We start from the raw sequence: 17,751 nt of genomic DNA, 5'->3' as shown, positions 1-17,751 counted from the left end.
GGGGGGCCCCCCCCGCCCCGGGTGTGGGGGGGGGGGGGGGGCCCCCCCGGGGGGGGGGGGGGGGGGGGGGGGCGCGGCCGCCCCGCCCCCCCCCCCCGCCACCACAAGGGGTCAGCCGCAGCTGAGCGCGCCGAACGGCGCCGGGATCTCGATGGTCGTCGGTTCGCCGTTGAACGTTCCGGTGACCTTCACCGTCGCGGTTCCGGCCTGCACCGTCTTGGCCCGGGTGTTGAACGCCTGGAAGGCGGACTTGCCGGGGGCCAGGTCGGCCACCTTGCGCGACCCGTACGGCGTGACCAGCTCGATGGTGAGCGGCACGTCCTCCGCGTTGCGCGCGTTGACCGAGACGTACACGTTGGCGCCGGTGCACTGGGTGCGCGCCTGCACCTCGACGTCCCAGGTCGGGACCGCCGGGGGGTTACCGACGGTGAGGGTCAGCGTGGTCCGCGTGGCGCCGGCCTCGCTGACGTAGTCGGGCAGGATCAGGTCACCGATGATGGTGTAGCGACCCTCGGTGTTGACGATGTTCGGGTCGAACCTCCAGTTGACGCCGATGGCCTGGTTGTCCCGGGAACCGTCGTTGTAGGAGACCTCGATCTTGTTGGGCAGGTAGGGCAGCTCGCCCACCTCGACCTTCTGCTCGAAGGACTCGGCGCCCTGGATCGAGATGCCGCCGGTGGACATCTCCGGCCGCACGTACACGCGAGCCTCGGCGATCAGGCCGTACGCGTCGTTCGTGCCGTAGACCACGAACGGGTCGACGTTGGTCTCCGCGACCATCTCGGGCGTGATCGTCTGCCAGTTGAACGCGACGTTGCCGCGAGCGCCACTGGCGTAGACCGCGTCGAGCGTGCTCGGCAGGGTCGGCACCTGGCCCACACCGGTACGGATCAGCACCGGCGAGCGCACCGAGTCGACGGTCTCGCCGTTGGCGCGCCAGCGCAGCACGCCCGTGCCCGCACCGCTGCCCTGCACGCCCCAGATGCGGATGCGCAGGTAGCTGGTCGTGATCGGTTCGAAGTTGAACTTGTTGTAGCTGTTGGTGGCCAGCCCACCGGCGTACGTCGACCCACCGGTGAGGGTGACCGGCGTCCAGGTGGTGCCATTCGTGGAGCTCTCGATGGCGTAGGTGGTGGCCGTCGGCCGGCGGGTGCCACCGTTGTCGTCGTACCAGTAGATGTCGGTCGAGGAGAGCCGCACCGGCGCGGTCCACCGGTACTGGATCCACGCCGCGTTCGCGACGCTGGTGCCGTTGGCCGGCTGGCCCCAGTTGCCCCAGCCGTTGCCGGCACCCGGGTTCGAGTTGTTCGGGGTGGTGCTCTCGTTGACCCGCGAGTGGTTCTCCCACGACGCGGTGCCGCTGGTGCTGATCGTCGCCGAGGAGCCGAACTCCGCGGAGACCTCCCGCTTGGCGAGGGTCACCGAGACGGTCGCCTCGGACCGCTTCTCCCCGTCGTTGGCGAAGAACCGGAACACGTAGTCACCGGCGACCGTGCCGGTCACCCGGGTCGCGAGGGCCTTCGAGTCGGAGAAGATGACGCCCGCGCCCTGCGGCGTCGAGACGGTCTCCCAGCCGAAGGTGAGCTCGCTGTCGTACGGGATGCCGTCGTCGGTCGCCGTGCCGACCAGGCGGGTGGACAGGTTGCCGTCCGCCGAGCCGTCCCGCGTGGCGGTGACGACCGGTGCCTGGTTCGAGACCTCCGGCACGTCACGCCCCGAGTCGAACACCTGGATCTCGGAGATCGCGGTGAAGTAGGTCGGGTTGTTGGTGAAGGCGATCCGCACCTTGTCCGAGGTCACGCTGCCGAAGAGGGCTTCGTTGAACTTCGCCGACGGGACGGTCGGGCTCTTGAACTGGCCCGGCACCTCCTTCCAGCCACCGCTGCCGTTGGGCACCTGGACCCACCAGCGGGCCGGCTCGCGGTAGCCGCCGGCCTGACGGTCGCTGACGAAGGTCACCTTCACGTTGTCGAAGGACTTCGCCGAGCCCAGGTCGAGCTCGATGTAGCCGTTGCGGTCGGTCGTACCGTAGTTGCCCCAGTACGGCTCGTTGGCGGTGACGCCGTCGGTCACGGCGGCCAGCGACACCGGCCGCTCGGTTTCCTTGATCGCGCCCGGCGTGTAGTTCATCGAGGTGGTGCTCCAGCCCGGCGTGTGGAACTGCCGCCACGGCGTCGGCCGCACGCCCTGCTGGGTGTACGACGAGCTGAGGGTGGCGCCCTTCGCCAGGTTCGGCGCGTCCTCGGTGAGGTCGATGCCGGCCGTCTTGAGGTAGTCGACGACGCGGTTGTCCTCGATCTGGGTGTTCACCGCGCTCGGGAAGGTGCTTCCGGTCGCCGCGGTGAAGGTGACGGTCAGACCGTCCTCGGCCTGGACCTGGTTGGTGTTCGGGTCGTAGGTGAGCTTGCCGAGCTTGTCGGTGCTGACCTTCTTCTCACCGTTCAGGAACAGGCTGTAGCCGGTGCCCAGGCCGTACTTGCTGCCGTCCGGGTCCCACACGATGGTCACGTCCTGCCCGTGGTAGCGCAGGTTGTTGGCCATGAAGTGGTCGTAGCCGAACTTGATCGGCCACAGCTCGATCTTGTCATCGGAACGCGGCTGGATGCCCGCCATGTCCTCGATGAAGATGTAGTTCATGTTGCCGAGCATGATGTGGTTCGGGTTGTTGCGGTTGTAGGTCTTCGCGGTCGCGTTCCAGTTGGAGTAGTACTCCGCCTGGTTCGCCACGCGCAGGTCCGCACCCGGGTAGATGCTCCACGCCATCCAGTCCAGCAGCCGCTTGGCGTAGGCCGGGGTGACGTACTTCTGCTCCGGGTCGTAGTGGCGCAGCGCCGACCGGACACCGCGGTACTGCACGGTGAAGTTGATGTTGGAGAAGTTGTTCGAGCCGCCGATCCCGTAGGCCGCCCGGTCGTACTGGTTGGCGGTGTAGAACGGGAAGATCGGGAAGTTGTCGCCGTAGGTCAGGAAGCGGAAACCGTCGACGTACTTCTGCCACTGGTCGGTCGGGATGAGGTTCTCGGCGTAGACGTCGTAGAGGTTCGACTCCTTGGCCGGGATCAGGTTACGAGCCGAGGCGGGCAGCGGGTTGTTCCGGCCGTTGGAGCTGGCCGCGCTGGTGGCGCCGTGCGACGTGCCGGCCAGGAACATCCGCATGTCCGGGCTCCACAGCCGGTTGAGGATCGCGTCGCGGACCTCGTCGGCCTTGGTCCCCATCTCGTTGACCTTGGCCTGGTCCGCGTCGGAGATCTGGTAGAGCTGCCGGGCCGCGTCGAACGCGCCCCACACGTACGCCGACTCCGGACGCTCGATCGTCCGCGCGCCGGGTGCGCCGGCGTTGCTCTTCGGGTAGCCGAAGGTGATCGCGTCGGCGTCGTTGCCCGGCATGTAGTTGGTGTCGTAGGCGATCAGCTTGTCGTTGTTGCCGTCGTAGTGCTCAAGCTGACCGACGCCGTCGCCCTCGAAGTACTTGGCGAACTTGCGGGCGATGTCCTTGCCACCACCGTGCACGTTGTAGGCCTCGAGCCCGGCGGTGCCGATGTACTGCGAGTAGTGGTTGTTCCAGCTCGTGTGACCGGGGCTGTCCAGGAACGCCGAGGAGCCGGACAGTTCACCGATGTTGAGGATCTGGCCGTACGGCAGGTACGGCGTACGCAGCCACTTGGTGTCCTGCAGGTGCATCGGCTGGGTCAGCGCGACGGCGTTCTGGTAGAGGTTCACCCCCTCGATCGTCGTCGGGTACTGGTAGACGTGGCCGGACGCGTTGGCGTCGAGGCTGTTGTAACGCTCGCCCCACCAGCGGTAGACGATCGCCTTCTCCAGCGCGGGGTCCGGCACGTTGATGTACGGGACGTCCTGCGCCCAGCGGCGGTTGAACTCGGTGATGCCGGTGCGCACGGCCTCGGCCGGCGACTTGCCGGCGTACTCCTGGTAGCTCTCCACCGTCTTCGGCAGGGTGGCCGAGGAGACGGCACCGACGACGGACAGCGACACCGAGCCGCCGGCGGGCACGGTGATCTCGCGGTCGAGGTTGCTGCCGGTACGGGTGAAGCCGGCACCGCTGAGGTCGATCTTGATCGAGTCCCACGCGGTGTCGACGAGCCCGTTGTTGGAGCCGCTGGTGATGTTGCGGCTGCCGGTGAGCGAGTTCGTGCCCGGTCCGGCCTGGGTGGCCAGCGGCGACGCGGCGCGGACCGTGAAGGTCGCCGCCTCGCTGCCCGGGTTGGTGAAGTCGATGGCGGTGACCGCGACGTTGTCGTAGGTCATGAACTTGGTCAGATCGGCGGAGACACCGGTGGTGCCGATCGTGTAGCGGCTCTTGGCGTGGCTCGGCGCGTTGAACCGGTTGGCGTTGACCTCGCTGACGGTCTGCCCGGGCACGGTGACCGTGTACAGGTTGCCGAGGTTGTTCGGGCCACCGACGTACGCGCTGCCGGCGAAGCCCATGATGGTGAAGTTGTTGTTGCTCGCACCGCGCATGTACAGGGAGCGGCCTCGGGTCATCAGCACCGCTGACCCGAGGGTTCCGCGGACGCCCAGAATCCGGTCGAGGTAGTAGTCCGTGCCGCCGGCGGCCAGGTCCTTCTCGAAGATCGACTGGTGCATGTTCCCCGCGCTGAACGGCACACCGGGCCGGAGCTGGTCGGCGACGTCGCCGACGTTGCTGTAGACCGGGTCGCCGATTTCCATGACGTGGTTCTGCCCGTTGGTGTAGACACCCACGTCACCCTCGTTGCCGGGCAGGATCGGGCTGGCGGCGTGGGCCGGGGACGGTACGCCGACTCCTCCCACCACTAGCGCGGCCAGGGCGGCCCAGAGGGGCGCCCTTCTCACGCGTCTACGGCTCATCTTTCTTTCCTCCTTGTAATCGGTACGGCTCGACGACGACGGCGGCGTCACCGGCACCGCACCTTGGTGGTGATTTCGAGCGGCATGTGGCTGTCGTCCCTGGAGGGCGCGCCGGACATTCCGGTCGCCGACGTGAGCGTTAACATCAAGCACGCCCTCCAGTCCATTTCGGGTGATCAGTCGGTAGTGGGCAGCCAGACGCGCATCGTTGACGGCCCGCGGTTGGCCCACGCGTGGTACGCCACCAGCGGCACCTCGTCGAGCTGCTCCCCCGCAACAGGTGCCGACTCGGCCGAGTCGGTCCGGTACGGCCAGTCGTGGTCGTGCGGACGCCCGCGCCGGCAGCGCACGATGACCCGGCCGTCGACCAGGCGGGGCGGCTGGCTGGTGTCGACGCAAAGCTCGTCGACGGTCTCGATGCCCGGGACGTCCACGGACTCCAGGGCGAACACGAGCGGACCGCGCTCCACGGCGACACAGCCGCGGACCGCGTCGATGCGCGCGTCCGGGTAGCTGAACCGGGGCGCCATCGGCAGCGACAGGACGACCTCGTCGCCGCGCCGCCACGTCCGCCGCTCGGTGACCACGCCCGGGCCGACCGGCCGGGTGTCGCCGTCGACGGTCAGCGTCGCGCCCTGGGCCGCCCAACCGGGCACCCGCAACGACAGCGCCCAGGGGCGTTCGTCGTCGCTGTCGATCCGCACCCGGATCTCGTCGTCGTGGGGGTAGTCGGTCGCGACGGTCACGCACAGCTCACGCCCGTCGGCGAGGCGGTGCTCGACCGTGCCGGGCAGGTACTGGTGCAGCTGGAGACCCTCGTCGTCGGAGGTCGCGACGTACGCCGCCAGACTGGCCAGGGTGCGGGCCACATTGGTCGGGCAGCAGGAGACCTCGAACCAGGGTGCCCGCAGCGAGGCCGCCGCGCGCAGGCTGGGCCGGTCGGCGTCGGGAACGGTGCCGAGCTCACGGCGGTGCAGGGTGTTGGTGTAGAAGAAGCTCCGGCCGTCGGTCGACGGTGAGGTCGACACGACGTTGAAGAGCGTCCGCTCGATGAGGTCGGCGTACCGCGGGTCGCCGTCGGCGAGCAGCAGCCGCCAGGCCAGCATCACCGAGCCGATCCCGGCACAGGTCTCCGAGTAGGCGCGGTCGGGGGGCAGCACGAAGTCCGCGCCGAACGCCTCATCCTGGTGGCGGGAGCCCTGCCCTCCCGTGACGTAGGTACGCCGCGCCACCGCGTTCTTCCACTGGTTGCGGGCCGCCTCCAGCAGGCTGGCGTCCTTCAGGTCGACCGCGACGTCGACGACGCCGGCGGCGAGGTAGTTCGCCCGGACCGCGTGCCCACGCAGCACCGTCGCCTGCCGGACCGGCGTCTCGTCCTGGAAGTACTCCCGACCGAATTCCACATCGCTGAGCCGGCCGTGGCCCCGCCGGTCGACGAAGAGAGCGGCCTGGGCCAGGTAGCGGTCGTCACCGGTGACCCGGGCGAACTCCACCAGCGCGGGCTCGATCTCCGCGTGCCCGCAGAGCCCGTCGACGCCGTCGGGTCCGAACGTGTCGCAGACGTTGTCGGCGGCCCGGCGGGCGACCTCGACCAGCCCGTCGTCCGCGCCCGGACGGGTCCGGGCGCGGGCCACCGCGGCCTGCAGCAGATGACCGATGCAGTAGAGCTCATGGCCCCACTCGAGGTCGGACCAGCGCGGTGCCTGTCCGCGCCGACCGAACTTGGTGTTCAGGTAGCCGTCGGGCTCCTGTGCCGCAGCCACCCGCCGCACCACGGCGCGGAACCTCGACTCGAGTTCCGGGTCGTCGGTCCGGCCGATCTCCCACGCCATCGCTTCGAGGAACTTGTAGATCTCCGAGTCGGAGAACTCGCGTCCGCGGCGCTCGCGGGCGAGGTCGCCCTGCACGGCCAGGTCGAAGTTCCGGATCCAGCCCTCACGCTCAAGCCAGTACTCGATGTGCTCAAGGGTCGCGAGAGCGTTGACCGCCTGCCGCTCGGCCCAGAAACCCCCCGTGATCCGAATTTCGTCCAACCCGAGCGGCCGGAGTTGGCCACGGGTCGGCAGGACCGGCGCGACCGTAGGTGCGGTGCCGCTCATGCTCATCCTTTCAGCGCGCCGGACATGAAGCCGCGCACGTAGTGACGTTGAAGCAGTAGGAACAGGACGATGCACGGTAGGGCGAGAACGACGACGCCCGCTTCGGTGGCCCCGTAGTCGACAACACCTTGGACCTGGCCGCGCAGGTTGGACACGGCGAGCGGCAGGGTCATCCGCTCGGAGTCGTTGATGAGGATCAGCGGCGCCATGAAGTCGTTCCAGGCGGCGAGGAACGCGAACAACCCGACGGTGATCAGGCCCGGCTTCACCGCCGGCAACAGCACCCGCCAGAGCGCGCCGAACGACGAGCATCCGTCGACCATCGCGGCCTCGTCGAGTTGGCGCGGCACCGCTTCGAACGAGATGCGCATCAGGAAGGTGGCGAAGGGCAACTGGAACATCGCGAGTACGAGCGCCACCCCGACCAGAGAGTTCTGCAGCCCCACCTGGTTGAGCAGCACGTAGAGCGGGATCAGCAACGTCGCGTACGGGACCATGAGAATGGCGAGCGTGACCAGGAACAGGATGTTCTTGCCGGGAAACTTGAACCGGGCGAACGCGTAACCGCCAAGGAAGGAGATCCCCAGCGTCAGGGCGACGGTGAGCAGCGACACGAACGCCGAGTTCGCAAGGTATCGCCAGACGCCGGCCTGATAGCTGCCCAACGTCTCGTAGTTGCCGAACCCCCAGCCGTCCACCTGGTTCGTGCCGGCCTGCGGGGAGACCGAGGCGACCGCCGTCCAGAGGAGCGGAGCCAGGAAGATCAACCCCACCGCTCCGGTGAACACCCAGTACGGCGTGCGCAGCGCGATGCCGGCGATGGTGACTCCGTCCGACTTCTTCGAGCCGGCCGGGGCCGCGGCGGGTGGCGGAGCCGAGCCGCCGGCGGTCGGGGTGGACGTGGAATCGATGGCCATCGCGTCAGCTCTCCTCGGACCGGAAGGCGCGCAGTTGCAGCGCGTTGATGAGGACCAGGGCCACCAGCACGATGACCGAGAGGGCCGCCGCCACGCCGAGGTCGTTCTGGCCTTGGAAAGCCACCATGTAGATGAGCTGGACGACGGTGATCGTGCTGTTGTCCGGGCCGCCCTTGGTGAGGATGTAGAACTGCTCGAAGGCGAGCAGGGAGCCGGTCACGCAGAGCACGGTCGTCAGTGCCAGCGTCGGGCGCAGCAGCGGCAGGGTGACCTTCCGGAAGGTCTGCCAACGGCTGGCGCCGTCCGAGCGGGCGGCTTCGTACACGTCCGCCGGGATGCCCTGCAGGCCGACGAGCATGAGCACCATGTAGAAGCCGGCGTAGCGCCACACGATGAGGAAGGTCGTCGAGAAGAGCGCCGCGTTCGGTGAACCGAGGAAGGTGATGCCGAGGTGGTCCATCACGGGTGCCAGCGGGCTCGCGTACGGCGAGTAGAGCACGTAGAACAACAGGGACGCCGAGGCCAACCCGAGGGCGCTGGGAATCAGGAACGACGCACGGAGCAGGTTGTTCCACCGGCTCGACTCCTGCACCAGCAGCGCCAGCCCCAACCCCAGGGCCAGCAGCAGTACGGTCGCCAGCACGGTGTACTTGATGGTGAACACCACCGAGTCGGTGAAGAAGCGGTGGTCGATCGCCTTCACGAAGTTGTCAGGAGCGTTGATTCCCTGGTCGCCGGTGAGCAGCGGCCACTTCGACACCGACATCTTGATGACGAGCAGCAGCGGAAGAGCGAACAGCGCCACCACGAAGACCGCCGTCGGCGTCGCGTACAGCCAGCCGAGCAGGGCCTGACGGCCACGGGGACGGGCGCGGCCCCGTTTCGCCGCACCTGGCGGGCGAGACGGTGCGGTGACTTCCATGGGAACCTCTCGTTCGTTCGGCGGCGGGCTGGTCGTTGACGCATCCGGTCGCCGCAGGCGTGTGCCGGCCCGATAACCGGTCGGTCGGCACACGCCTGCGGCGGTGGAGCTACTGCTTGAGCACGGCGGTGATCTCGCCGTTGTCCTTCTGCAGGTCGCCGCTACCGTTGAGCACCTGGTTGCGGATGAGGGTCAGCCACGGGCTGTTCGGGGCGTTGAACGCCTGCTGGAAGTTCAGCGCGACCGGGGTGTCACCCTTGCCGGCCACCTCGTTGATGGTGACCAGTCGCGGGTCCTCGGCGGCGTACTTGTTGTTCGCGAGGTCGGAACGCGACACCACGTCCTTGTTCTTCGCCAGCACCTCGACCTGGGCGTCCTCGGACATCATCCAGCTGAGGAAGTTCCAGGCCTGCGCCGCCTTCTTCGAGTCCTTCGAGACACCGATGCCGTCGCCACCGACGAAGGTGGAGGCACCGCCGTTGGGGCCGGGGATGCCGGCGACACCGGCGTCGAACGGGGTCGAGGAGAGCAGCGTCGCCGGGTAGAACATCAGACCGACCTTGCCCTCGGTGAAGCCGGCGGTCCAGGTCGGACCGGTCTCGCCCGCCGAGGAGGGCAGCACGGCGCCGGACTTCCACAGGTCGGCCCAGGTGCTGTAGACCTTCTGGGCGGTCTCGTCGGCGAGCTTGGACTCGGTGCCGTCCGGGCTCATCACCTGACCACCGCTGGCCCAGATCGACGGGAACCAGGTGAAGACCAGGCAGCCGCCGCAGTTCAGACCGGCCGCCGTGCCGTAGACGCCGTCCTTCTTCAGCGCCTGGACCGCCTTCGCGGCGGCGGCGTACTCCTCGAGGTTCGCCGGGGCCTTCTCCGGGTCCAGCCCGGCCTCCCGGAACAGGTCCTTGTTCCAGAACAGCATCGACAGGTCCAGCACGAACGGCAGCACGTGCGGCTTGCCGTCAACCGTGCCGGCCGACAGGTGCCCCTTGTTGATGGTGTCCTTGAAGCTGAGGCCGTTGATGTTCGAGCTGAGGTCCTGGAAGAGTCCCTGGCTCACCCAGTTCGGCACGTAGACGATGTCCGCGGCGAAGAGGTCCGGAAGGCCGTTCGAGCCGGCCGCCGCGCCGACCTTCGCGACGTAGTCGTCGTTGGGAACGACGGTCAGCTTGACCTTGTTCTGGTGGCTGGAGTTGTAGGCATCGACGAGGAGCTTCGCCTGCTTCTCCAGCGGGGCGCGGGTCCACAGGGTGAGCTCGCTGCCGTCGTCGATGCCGTTGGGGCCGGCCTCGGCCGCGCTCGAACCGCTCGGTTCGTCGCTGCCGCACGCTGCTCCGCTGAGGGCCAGCGTCGCCACCAGGACTCCGGCCAGCGAACGCAGTACAGGGCGCCTGCCCAAGGTTCTTCTCATGGTTTCTTCTCCTAGGGGTTCGTCGTTCCGCAGGAGCCGCTGTGCGGTCCCAGCGAGCCGAGGATTCTCCGGTCGTTGGTTCGGTTCTGCTGCGAGAGAGCGGCGTTACAGCCGCTGCGCCAGCCGGTAGTAGGCGTTGTTCCAGCGGATGTGATTGGCGAACGAGCGCTGGTCGGAGGCGGCGTCGATCATCGCCAGCTCGACGCCCGCCATGTCGGCGAAGTCGGCGAGCGGTTCCCGGCCGACCGCGGTGCTGAGTACGGTGTGGTGCGGCCCGCCGGCGAGCAGCCAGCACTCGGCCGACGTGGCAAGGTCGGGGCGGGGTTTCCAGACCGCCCGGGCGACCGGCAGCCGCGGCAGCGGCTCGTCCGGCTCCACCAGGTCGATCTCGTTGGCGGTCAGGCGGAGCCGGCCACCCAGATCCGCGAGGCCGACGACGAGACCCGGGCCGGGCGCGGCGGTGAAGACCAGGCGGACCGGGTCTTCGCGACCGCCGATCGACAGCGGGTGGATCTGGAGGCTTGGCCGGCCGTCCGCGATGCTCGGGCAGACCTCGAGCATGTGCGCGCCGAGGATCTTCGGCTCGCCCGGCCCCAGGTGGTAGGTGTAGTCCTCCATGAAGGAGGTGCCGCCGGGCGCGTCGCCGGCCATCACCTTCATGATCCGCAGCAGTGCCGCCGTCTTCCAGTCGCCCTCACCACCGAACCCGTAGCCGTCGGCCATCAGGTTCTGCACGGCGAGGCCGGGGAGTTGCCGCAGACCGCCCAGGTCCTCGAAGTTCGTGGTGAAGGCGTCGAAACCACCGGCTTCGAGGAACTGGCGGAGCCCGATCTCGATCCGGGCGCCATACCGCAGGGAGTCGTGCCGGTCGCCGCCGCGACGCAGCTCGGCTGCCACGTCGTAGCGCTCCTCGTACTCGACGACGAGCTTGTTCACGTCGGCGTCCGCGACCTCGTCGACGGCCGCGACGAGGGCGTTCACCCCGTAGCCGTTGACCGAGACGCCCAGGGTCGCCTGGGCACCGACCTTGTCGCCCTCGGTCACGGCCACATCACGCATGTTGTCGCCGAAGCGGGCCAGCCGGAGCGACCGGGCCGCCCGCCAGCCCGTCGCCGCCCGGGCCCAGTCGCCGATCCGGGCCTGCACCGCCGGATCGCCAGCGAAACCCGCGACGGTCTTGCGGGCCACGCCCAGCCGCGACTGCACGTACCCGAACTCACGGTCGCCGTGCGCGGCCTGGTTGAGGTTCATGAAGTCCATGTCCAACTCGGCCCACGGCAGCGCCCGGTTGGCCTGGGTGTGCAGGTGCAGCATCGGCTTGCCGAGCGCGGACAGGCCGGCGATCCACGCCTTCGCCGGCGAGAACGTGTGCATCCAGGTGATGACGCCGATCACCGCATCGTTCGCGGTGGCGTCCAGGCAGGTCCGGCGGATTGCGTCGGCGGTCGTGAGCACTGGCTTCCACACCACCCGCGGGCCCGACCGCAGCCCGCTGGCGACCAGCTGGCACACCTCACGAGACTGCGCCGCGACCTGTTCGAGCACCTGTTCGCCGTACAGCGCCTGGCTACCCGTCAGGAACCAGATTTCTCCGGTTTCGTCCAATGTCGACACGAGCGTCACTCCGTTCCAACGGGCCGGCCGGGCTGGCCGTACGTGTTCGGGTGGCCGTGGAACCCGCTGCGGTTCGCGGTGGGGATCGCCGAGCCGGCCGCGGGTGCGTGGACGGCATCCACGACGCGCGGCAGTCGCTCACCGGTAGCGGTCAGGAACTCGCCCGTGACACGATGCGCGTACTTGTGGACAGCGGAGCCAACCACCGCACCATCGGAGACGCGGACCATGACGGCCCTGCCCGGCAGCGCACCAAAGTCGACACCCACCACGTATCGATGGGAGTGAGCGATAACAGTGCGGGACCGCATCGTGGCTCCTCCAAGCAGGCGGGCGCGAGGCCAAAGAGGGATTCCGCGCTGTTGTGAGCGGAGTCACGCACGATGTTAGCGTTAACTAGAGCGCCGTCAAGACTTGGCGAAGAGATTGTTTCCGGAAGGTTGCGTAGGAGTCCCTGCGGACGTGCTACGGGCGGCGGCTGGACGTACTGTTACGAATTATCAGCTCAGGGGGGATAACGGACGAAACGCCGCCCGCCTCGCCGCCCTCGACCTCGCCCAGCAGGAACTCGATGCTGCGCCGCCCGACCTCGCGGAACGGCTGGCTGACGGTGGTCAGCGGCGGCGTCACGAACGCTCCCTCGGGGATGTCGTCGAAGCCCACCACGCTGACGTCCTCCGGCACCCGCACTCCGGCGTCGAGCAGCGCTCGCAGCACGCCCAGGGCCATCGAGTCGTTCGCCGCGAACACCGCCGTCGCCCGGCGATCCCGGGCCAGCTTCTGACCGGCCAGGTAGCCGGACTTGGCGCTCCAGTCACCGACGAGTTCCCGAGGCACCATCCGGCCGCTCTCCTCGAGTGCGGCCACCCACCCGTCGACGCGCCCGTTCGCCTCGCTCCAGTCCGACGGACCCCGCACGTGGTGAACGGTCTCGTGGCCGAGGGACAGCAGGTACTCGGTGACCATCCGGGCACCCAGCACCTGGTCGACCGAGACACTCGTGACACTCGGCAGCGCGTTCTCGACGGCGACCACCGGGATGTCGGTGGGCAGCGCCCGGACGAAAGCCATCGCCTCGGCGGCCTGCGGCGCGATCAGGACGAGTCCCTCCACCGACTGGTGCACCAGGCGCTGCACCGCCTGGGTCGCCGCCGCGGCGGTGGGCCGACGCAGGCTGGCCACGCTGACCGCGTACCCGGCTTCCTCGGTGGCTTGCACGATGCCGTTGAGCATCGAAGCCGGCCCGTACAGCGTGGTGTCGAAGCAGACCACGCCAAGCGTCTGCGAACGCCGGGTGACCAGGCTCCGCGCGGCGGTGTTACGTCGGTAACCGAGCTGCTTGATGGCCAGCAGGACCCGCTCGCGGGTTTCCGGACGCACCGACTCGGGCTCGTTGAGGACGCGGGACACGGTCATGTGCGACACGCCCGCCAGCCGCGCGACATCCCCCATGACCGGCAAACGCCGACTCTTTGCCACGCTCACGTCGATCATGCTTCCCCTCGTCCCGGGCGGACCAGGACCTGGGGCCCTTCCCGCACCGCCGCCGCACTCGCCTCGCCCGCCTTGGCCAGCGAAAACGCTGCCGTCACCAGCGGGGTCAAGTAGTTCTTCCGGCACGCGGCCAACTCGATCGCACGAGGGAGAACCTCGCCCATCCGCCGGGACCCTACCAGCGTTGATACCGTCCGGCGGGCCAGGCGGGCGGTGGTGGTCGTCCGGTCGCTGCCGACGTCGGCGACCGAGCGGGGCGGGCGAGAGCGCAACGCCATCCTCACGGTCGACTCGACCACTGAACTCCTCCAGCTCATGCGTCCGGTAACGCTAACATACGAACTGGGGACTGCAATGCCTGGCTTTGTGTGGTAAGGACCTTCTGCGGAGCTGCGGCCGCACCAGATCAGACCCCGGCATCGCCGGCAATCTGGGATTATTTAGGCAGAGCGTTTCCGCTACGCGGCGCCACACCGCTGCCGCCGTCACCGGGTGAAGGAGTGTCATGCGTGCTCTGCATGTCCCGGCCGCTGGTGAACCGCCCCGGCTGGCCGAGTTGCCGGTTCCGGCACCCGGCGAGGGTCAGGTGCTGGTCCGGGTCCAGGCCGCCGGCCTCAACGCCATCGACACCAGCATCGCCAGCGGGACGATGGCGCAGATGATGCCGCACGCGTACCCCCTGATCCTGGGCCGCGACGCAGCTGGCGTCGTGGAAGCCGTCGGCCCGGGGGTCGACGACCTGGCCCCTGGCCAGGAGGTGTTCGGGCACGTCCTGCTGGCACCACCGATCCAGGCCGGCACCCTGGCCGACGACGCGCTGCTGCCCGCAGCCGCCGTCTCACCCCGGCCGGCCGGGCTCGATGTCGTCACCGCCGCCGCGCTGCCCCTCGCCGGCGCCGCCGCCAGCGCCGCCGTCGACGCGGTCAAGCCGCAGCCCAGAGAGACCGTGCTGGTCGTCGGCGCGAGCGGCGGCGTCGGCTCTTTCGCCGTCCAGATGCTGGCCTCGCGAGGAGTCACGGTGCTGGCCACCGGCACCGCGGCCGACACCGAGCGGTTGACCGGTCTCGGCGCGGCCACCGTCATCGACTACACCACCGCGCCGGTGGTCGACCAGATTCGAGCCGCCTATCCCGACGGCATCGACGCCCTGATCGACCTGGTCGCCCGCAGCACGGACCAGCTCCCCCTGTCGGTGCTCCGCAGCGGCGGCCGGGTGGCCAGTTCGCTCGGCGCGGTCAACGACGACGCCCTCGGCGCCGCCGGCCTGACCGGTACCAACATCATGGCCAGGCCGACCCGCGAGGTGTTGTCCGCCCTCGCCGAGCAGGCGCTCGCCGGCACCCTCACGGTCGACATCGACACCATCGTGCCGCTGGAGCAGGCCGCCGACGGCTTGAACACCCTTGCCAACCGGCACACCAGCGGCAAGATCGTCGTCAAGGTCAGCGACTGACGACCGGGCGGCGCGAGTCCCTTCCACGGCTGCCGTGCCGTGCCGTCGCCCGAGGACTGGCTCGGGCCTATGTCGGTACCGCGTCCGCGCTGCCCGATCCCGCGGTGATCGCGTCGCGTACCTCTTCGACCAGCTCACGCATGGCGACCTCGGCGCCGCGGGCGTCGCCCGCCGCGACGCAGCGCGCGACGTGCTCATGAAGGTCGAGCGCCACGGGCCGGGGTGGCTTCGGCATGAGTCCGTGCTCGGTCCGTCCGGCGAGCACCTCGGCGATCACGCTGGTCAGCGCGGTGAACATCTCGTTGAGGCACGCCTGTAGCAGCAGCGCGTGGAACTCGACATCGGCCTGCAGGAACGCGTCGAGCTCACCCGCCTCGCCGAGTTGCCGCATCCGCGCGGCCAGCGTACGCAGTCGCTCCCGCTCGGCGACGGTGGCGTGCTGGGCAGCGGCGGCCGCGGCGAGTGGTTCGACCGCAACCCGCAGCTCGGTGAGGGTACGCAGCTGGTCGGCGCGCCCGGGACCGTCGAGGCGCCAGCGGATCACCCGCGGGTCGAGCACCTGCCACCGGTGCATCGGCTGCACCACCAGCCCGACCCGACGGCGGGAATGAACCAGGTTCAGCGACTCCAGGATCCGCATCGCCTCCCGCATCACGGTGCGTGAGACGCCGAAGCGCTGCTGCAGCTGTTCCAGGGTGAGCGCCGTGCCGGGGGCGTGCTGCCCGCTGGCGATCTCCAGCCCGAGGGCGTCGAGCACAGCGTCGTGCAGCACCGGCGCCGAAGCCCGCGGCGCGTCGCGAGCCGCCTCGCTCATCAAGGATCCCCGATCACTCCGTCCTGTGGAGAGCGTAGTGCGGCATCCACCGACGTCCCCAGCCGGTGGCGATCCCAAAAGGTGTGACCAATCCGTTTACAAAGGTATTACCTTTGTGTGACCATCGTGTCCACCGAGGGCCTTCGGTACCACCCCCATCGGTCGGCGAGGCAGCACACCCCGGCAGTCCAGGCCGACCCATCACCAGATGAAGGGAAGGCACATGTCCGTTGCGCACCCTCACCCATCGCCGACCCGCCAGCCCGGCAGAGGGCTGGCAGTGTCGCTCGTCGCCGGCCTGACGGTCGCCGCCGGAGCCCTCGTGGCGCCCGCCGCCGCCGCGGCACCGGCCTCGGATCTCGGGCCCAAGGTCGTGCACACCAACCAGGCACCGACCGGAAACTCGGTCACCTTCAGGTACCAGGCGCCTCCGGGCGTCGAGTCCGTCCAGATCTACGGCGAATGGTGGTTCTCCCGGGCGGAGACGGTCACCTGTCAGGGTTGCGGCGACGCCCGAACCGGCGCGCAGTGGCAGCCGGGCGACATCCTGGCCGACCCGTGGCGTTCGATGCCGATGGCGAAGGGGACGGACGGCGTGTGGACGTTCACCACGCCCCTGCCCTCCGGCACCTTCCGGTACGCCTTCACGCACGACTGCACCAGCCCCACGGCCAGCGGCTGCACCCTCCACCCCGACCCGGCGAACCCGCTCGAAGTGCTGCCGCACGCGGACGCTCCGGGTGCGCTGCTCAGCCGGGTCTACGTCCCGAGCAGCAAGCGCTTCCCCAGCTATGACAACGGCTACCAGGCGCCGGTCGCCCGTAACAAGGCGGGAACGCTGGAGCAGCGGCGGTACGACTCCCCGCTGTCGACCAACCCGCCGGGCAAGCACGACATCGTCGTCTACCTGCCGCACGGCTACGACCCGGCACGCGCCACCGCGTACCCGACGCTGTACCTCAGCCACGGTGGGGGTGGCAACGCCACCGACTGGACCATGGAGGGCGTGGCCCACGAGATCCTGGAGAATGCGATCCGGGATCGCGCGGCGCAGCCGATGGTCATCGTCTCCACCGACTTCAACGGCCTTCCCGACGGCAACCAGGGCTACGTCAACGACCTGCGGGACAACGTCATCCCCTTCGTGGAGCAGAACTACCACGTCTCCACCCGTGCCGAGGACCGCGCCTTCGGCGGGCTGTCCGCGGGTGGCGCCCGTGCCATCACCCTCCTGTACGACAACACCGACCTGGTCGGCTACCACGCCGCCTGGGGTGCGGCCGGCGGTTCGGTGACGCCGACGCAGGAGCAGGTCGATCGGATGCGGGCGGTGACCGGCGGCATCCACGTGGGCACCGGCCTCCAGGACTGGCTGGCCAACATCGCCCCGAACTCGGTCGCGCGGACCGAGAACTGGCGAGCGGCCGGCGTCGACGTCACCGAGTACAACATCGACGGTGTCCACGTCTGGGATGTCTGGCGGCAGATGCTGAACCACTACGTCCGCAACGTGGCGTTCCGTACGACCACCACCAGCCTGGACGTCGACACCGCCCAAGCCGGGAACTCGCACCGCACGCGCATCAACGCGACCGCCGAGGTGGGGTCGGTGACCGTTGGCGAGCGGGCCCCGTCCGGCAAGGTCGACTTCTACTCGGGCGACAAGTACCTGGGATCCGCGCCGATCCGCAAGGGCGTCGCCGAGCTGAAGGGCACGGTCGACGGCCAGCTCGACCAGCCGGTGACCGCCCGCTACCAGGGCGACGACCTGTTCAACGCGTCGGAGAGCGCACCGGTGACCGCGGGCTGACCGGCTGCCCCGACGCACTCGGCCTGCGGTGGCGCCGCCCGGTACGGGTGCCACCGCAGGCCGCTGTTGGTCAGGCCCCACCGGCCCGCCTGATCATCGGCTCAATGAACCGGTGCGATCCCGGGGTCGCAGGGCCCGGTCTCGACCAGGGTTCCGGCCGTTCGACCGGCGCGGATCCGCCACCGGCCGCAGTGGCAGGACTGGTAGTGCAGGGTCCCCTCGCTCGTCCGATGCCGGGACCGGGTCCGCCAGACGTGCCCATGACTGTCGCTCATGCCCACAGCCTGCTGTAATGGCATTGTGCACATCAACCCTTACGGCGCGGACCCGGTACGGCTGGCCGTCGACCTGGCCAACGACCCGCCCCGGTCG

General features: G+C 69.2%; 12 protein-coding genes. 2 read left to right on the top strand and 10 right to left on the bottom strand.

The features are described 5' to 3' along the window. Window positions 1–111 precede the first annotated feature (111 nt). The 8 genes from AB0M52_RS14190 to AB0M52_RS14155 form a co-directional block, all read right to left on the bottom strand. Complete coding sequence (locus AB0M52_RS14190; protein WP_363953186.1) at window positions 112–4,848, bottom strand: discoidin domain-containing protein; 4,737 nt, start codon at window positions 4,846–4,848, stop codon at window positions 112–114. 176 nt (window positions 4,849–5,024) lie between these two features. After that, complete coding sequence (locus AB0M52_RS14185) at window positions 5,025–6,947, bottom strand: beta-L-arabinofuranosidase domain-containing protein (RefSeq protein ID WP_363953184.1); 1,923 nt, start codon at window positions 6,945–6,947, stop codon at window positions 5,025–5,027. Between the two features lie 2 nt (window positions 6,948–6,949). Beyond that, window positions 6,950–7,864 (bottom strand): carbohydrate ABC transporter permease, encoded by a 915-nt coding sequence (locus AB0M52_RS14180; RefSeq protein ID WP_363953182.1) that lies wholly within the window; start codon window positions 7,862–7,864, stop codon window positions 6,950–6,952. Between the two features lie 4 nt (window positions 7,865–7,868). Beyond that, the gene (locus AB0M52_RS14175) at window positions 7,869–8,786 is read right to left on the bottom strand and encodes a sugar ABC transporter permease (RefSeq protein WP_363953180.1); all 918 of its coding nucleotides are present in this window, start codon (window positions 8,784–8,786) and stop codon (window positions 7,869–7,871) included. Between the two features lie 109 nt (window positions 8,787–8,895). Continuing rightward, on the bottom strand, window positions 8,896–10,194 hold the full coding sequence (locus tag AB0M52_RS14170; RefSeq protein ID WP_363953178.1) for a sugar ABC transporter substrate-binding protein: 1,299 nt from the start codon (window positions 10,192–10,194) through the stop codon (window positions 8,896–8,898). Window positions 10,195–10,299: 105 nt separating this feature from the next. Further along, window positions 10,300–11,808 (bottom strand): L-arabinose isomerase, encoded by a 1,509-nt coding sequence (gene araA / locus AB0M52_RS14165; RefSeq protein ID WP_363953176.1) that lies wholly within the window; start codon window positions 11,806–11,808, stop codon window positions 10,300–10,302. Between the two features lie 5 nt (window positions 11,809–11,813). Next, entirely contained in the window at window positions 11,814–12,080 is a 267-nt protein-coding gene (locus tag AB0M52_RS14160) for a hypothetical protein (protein WP_363953174.1), read from the bottom strand. Between the two features lie 193 nt (window positions 12,081–12,273). Continuing rightward, window positions 12,274–13,260: a LacI family DNA-binding transcriptional regulator gene (locus AB0M52_RS14155; protein ID WP_363953188.1), complete on the bottom strand. Its 987-nt coding sequence runs from the start codon at window positions 13,258–13,260 to the stop codon at window positions 12,274–12,276. 547 nt (window positions 13,261–13,807) lie between these two features. Here AB0M52_RS14155 and AB0M52_RS14150 point away from each other — a divergent pair. Further along, the gene (locus tag AB0M52_RS14150) at window positions 13,808–14,755 is read left to right on the top strand and encodes an NADP-dependent oxidoreductase (protein ID WP_363953172.1); all 948 of its coding nucleotides are present in this window, start codon (window positions 13,808–13,810) and stop codon (window positions 14,753–14,755) included. 67 nt (window positions 14,756–14,822) lie between these two features. Here the strand turns inward: AB0M52_RS14150 and AB0M52_RS14145 are convergent, their stop codons facing one another. After that, window positions 14,823–15,569: an FCD domain-containing protein gene (locus AB0M52_RS14145; protein ID WP_363953170.1), complete on the bottom strand. Its 747-nt coding sequence runs from the start codon at window positions 15,567–15,569 to the stop codon at window positions 14,823–14,825. A gap of 280 nt (window positions 15,570–15,849) precedes the next feature. Between AB0M52_RS14145 and AB0M52_RS14140 the strand changes: the two genes are divergently transcribed. After that, the gene (locus tag AB0M52_RS14140) at window positions 15,850–17,379 is read left to right on the top strand and encodes an alpha/beta hydrolase-fold protein (RefSeq protein WP_363953168.1); all 1,530 of its coding nucleotides are present in this window, start codon (window positions 15,850–15,852) and stop codon (window positions 17,377–17,379) included. Window positions 17,380–17,480: 101 nt separating this feature from the next. Here the strand turns inward: AB0M52_RS14140 and AB0M52_RS14135 are convergent, their stop codons facing one another. Beyond that, window positions 17,481–17,654 (bottom strand): hypothetical protein, encoded by a 174-nt coding sequence (locus tag AB0M52_RS14135; protein ID WP_363953166.1) that lies wholly within the window; start codon window positions 17,652–17,654, stop codon window positions 17,481–17,483. Between the last annotated feature and the right edge of the window lie 97 nt (window positions 17,655–17,751).

This window comes from Micromonospora sp. NPDC051296, from assembly GCF_040682255.1.
Lineage (GTDB): Bacteria > Actinomycetota > Actinomycetes > Mycobacteriales > Micromonosporaceae > Micromonospora > Micromonospora craterilacus.
The sequence above is the reverse complement of the archived record's forward strand: the minus strand, read 5'-3'. Positions and strand labels throughout refer to the sequence as shown.

What these genes read in the sequence shown, in the direction of transcription:
- AB0M52_RS14150 (WP_363953172.1), top strand. Translation starts at nt 13,808, where the DNA reads ATGCGTGCTCTGCATGTCCCGGCCGCTGGTGAACCGCCCCGGCTGGCC.
- AB0M52_RS14170 (WP_363953178.1), bottom strand. Translation starts at nt 10,194, where the DNA reads ATGAGAAGAACCTTGGGCAGGCGCCCTGTACTGCGTTCGCTGGCCGGA.
- AB0M52_RS14180 (WP_363953182.1), bottom strand. Translation starts at nt 7,864, where the DNA reads ATGGCCATCGATTCCACGTCCACCCCGACCGCCGGCGGCTCGGCTCCG.
- AB0M52_RS14190 (WP_363953186.1), bottom strand. Translation starts at nt 4,848, where the DNA reads ATGAGCCGTAGACGCGTGAGAAGGGCGCCCCTCTGGGCCGCCCTGGCC.
- AB0M52_RS14175 (WP_363953180.1), bottom strand. Translation starts at nt 8,786, where the DNA reads ATGGAAGTCACCGCACCGTCTCGCCCGCCAGGTGCGGCGAAACGGGGC.
- AB0M52_RS14145 (WP_363953170.1), bottom strand. Translation starts at nt 15,569, where the DNA reads ATGAGCGAGGCGGCTCGCGACGCGCCGCGGGCTTCGGCGCCGGTGCTG.
- AB0M52_RS14185 (WP_363953184.1), bottom strand. Translation starts at nt 6,947, where the DNA reads ATGAGCGGCACCGCACCTACGGTCGCGCCGGTCCTGCCGACCCGTGGC.
- AB0M52_RS14135 (WP_363953166.1), bottom strand. Translation starts at nt 17,654, where the DNA reads ATGAGCGACAGTCATGGGCACGTCTGGCGGACCCGGTCCCGGCATCGG.
- AB0M52_RS14155 (WP_363953188.1), bottom strand. Translation starts at nt 13,260, where the DNA reads ATGGGGGATGTCGCGCGGCTGGCGGGCGTGTCGCACATGACCGTGTCC.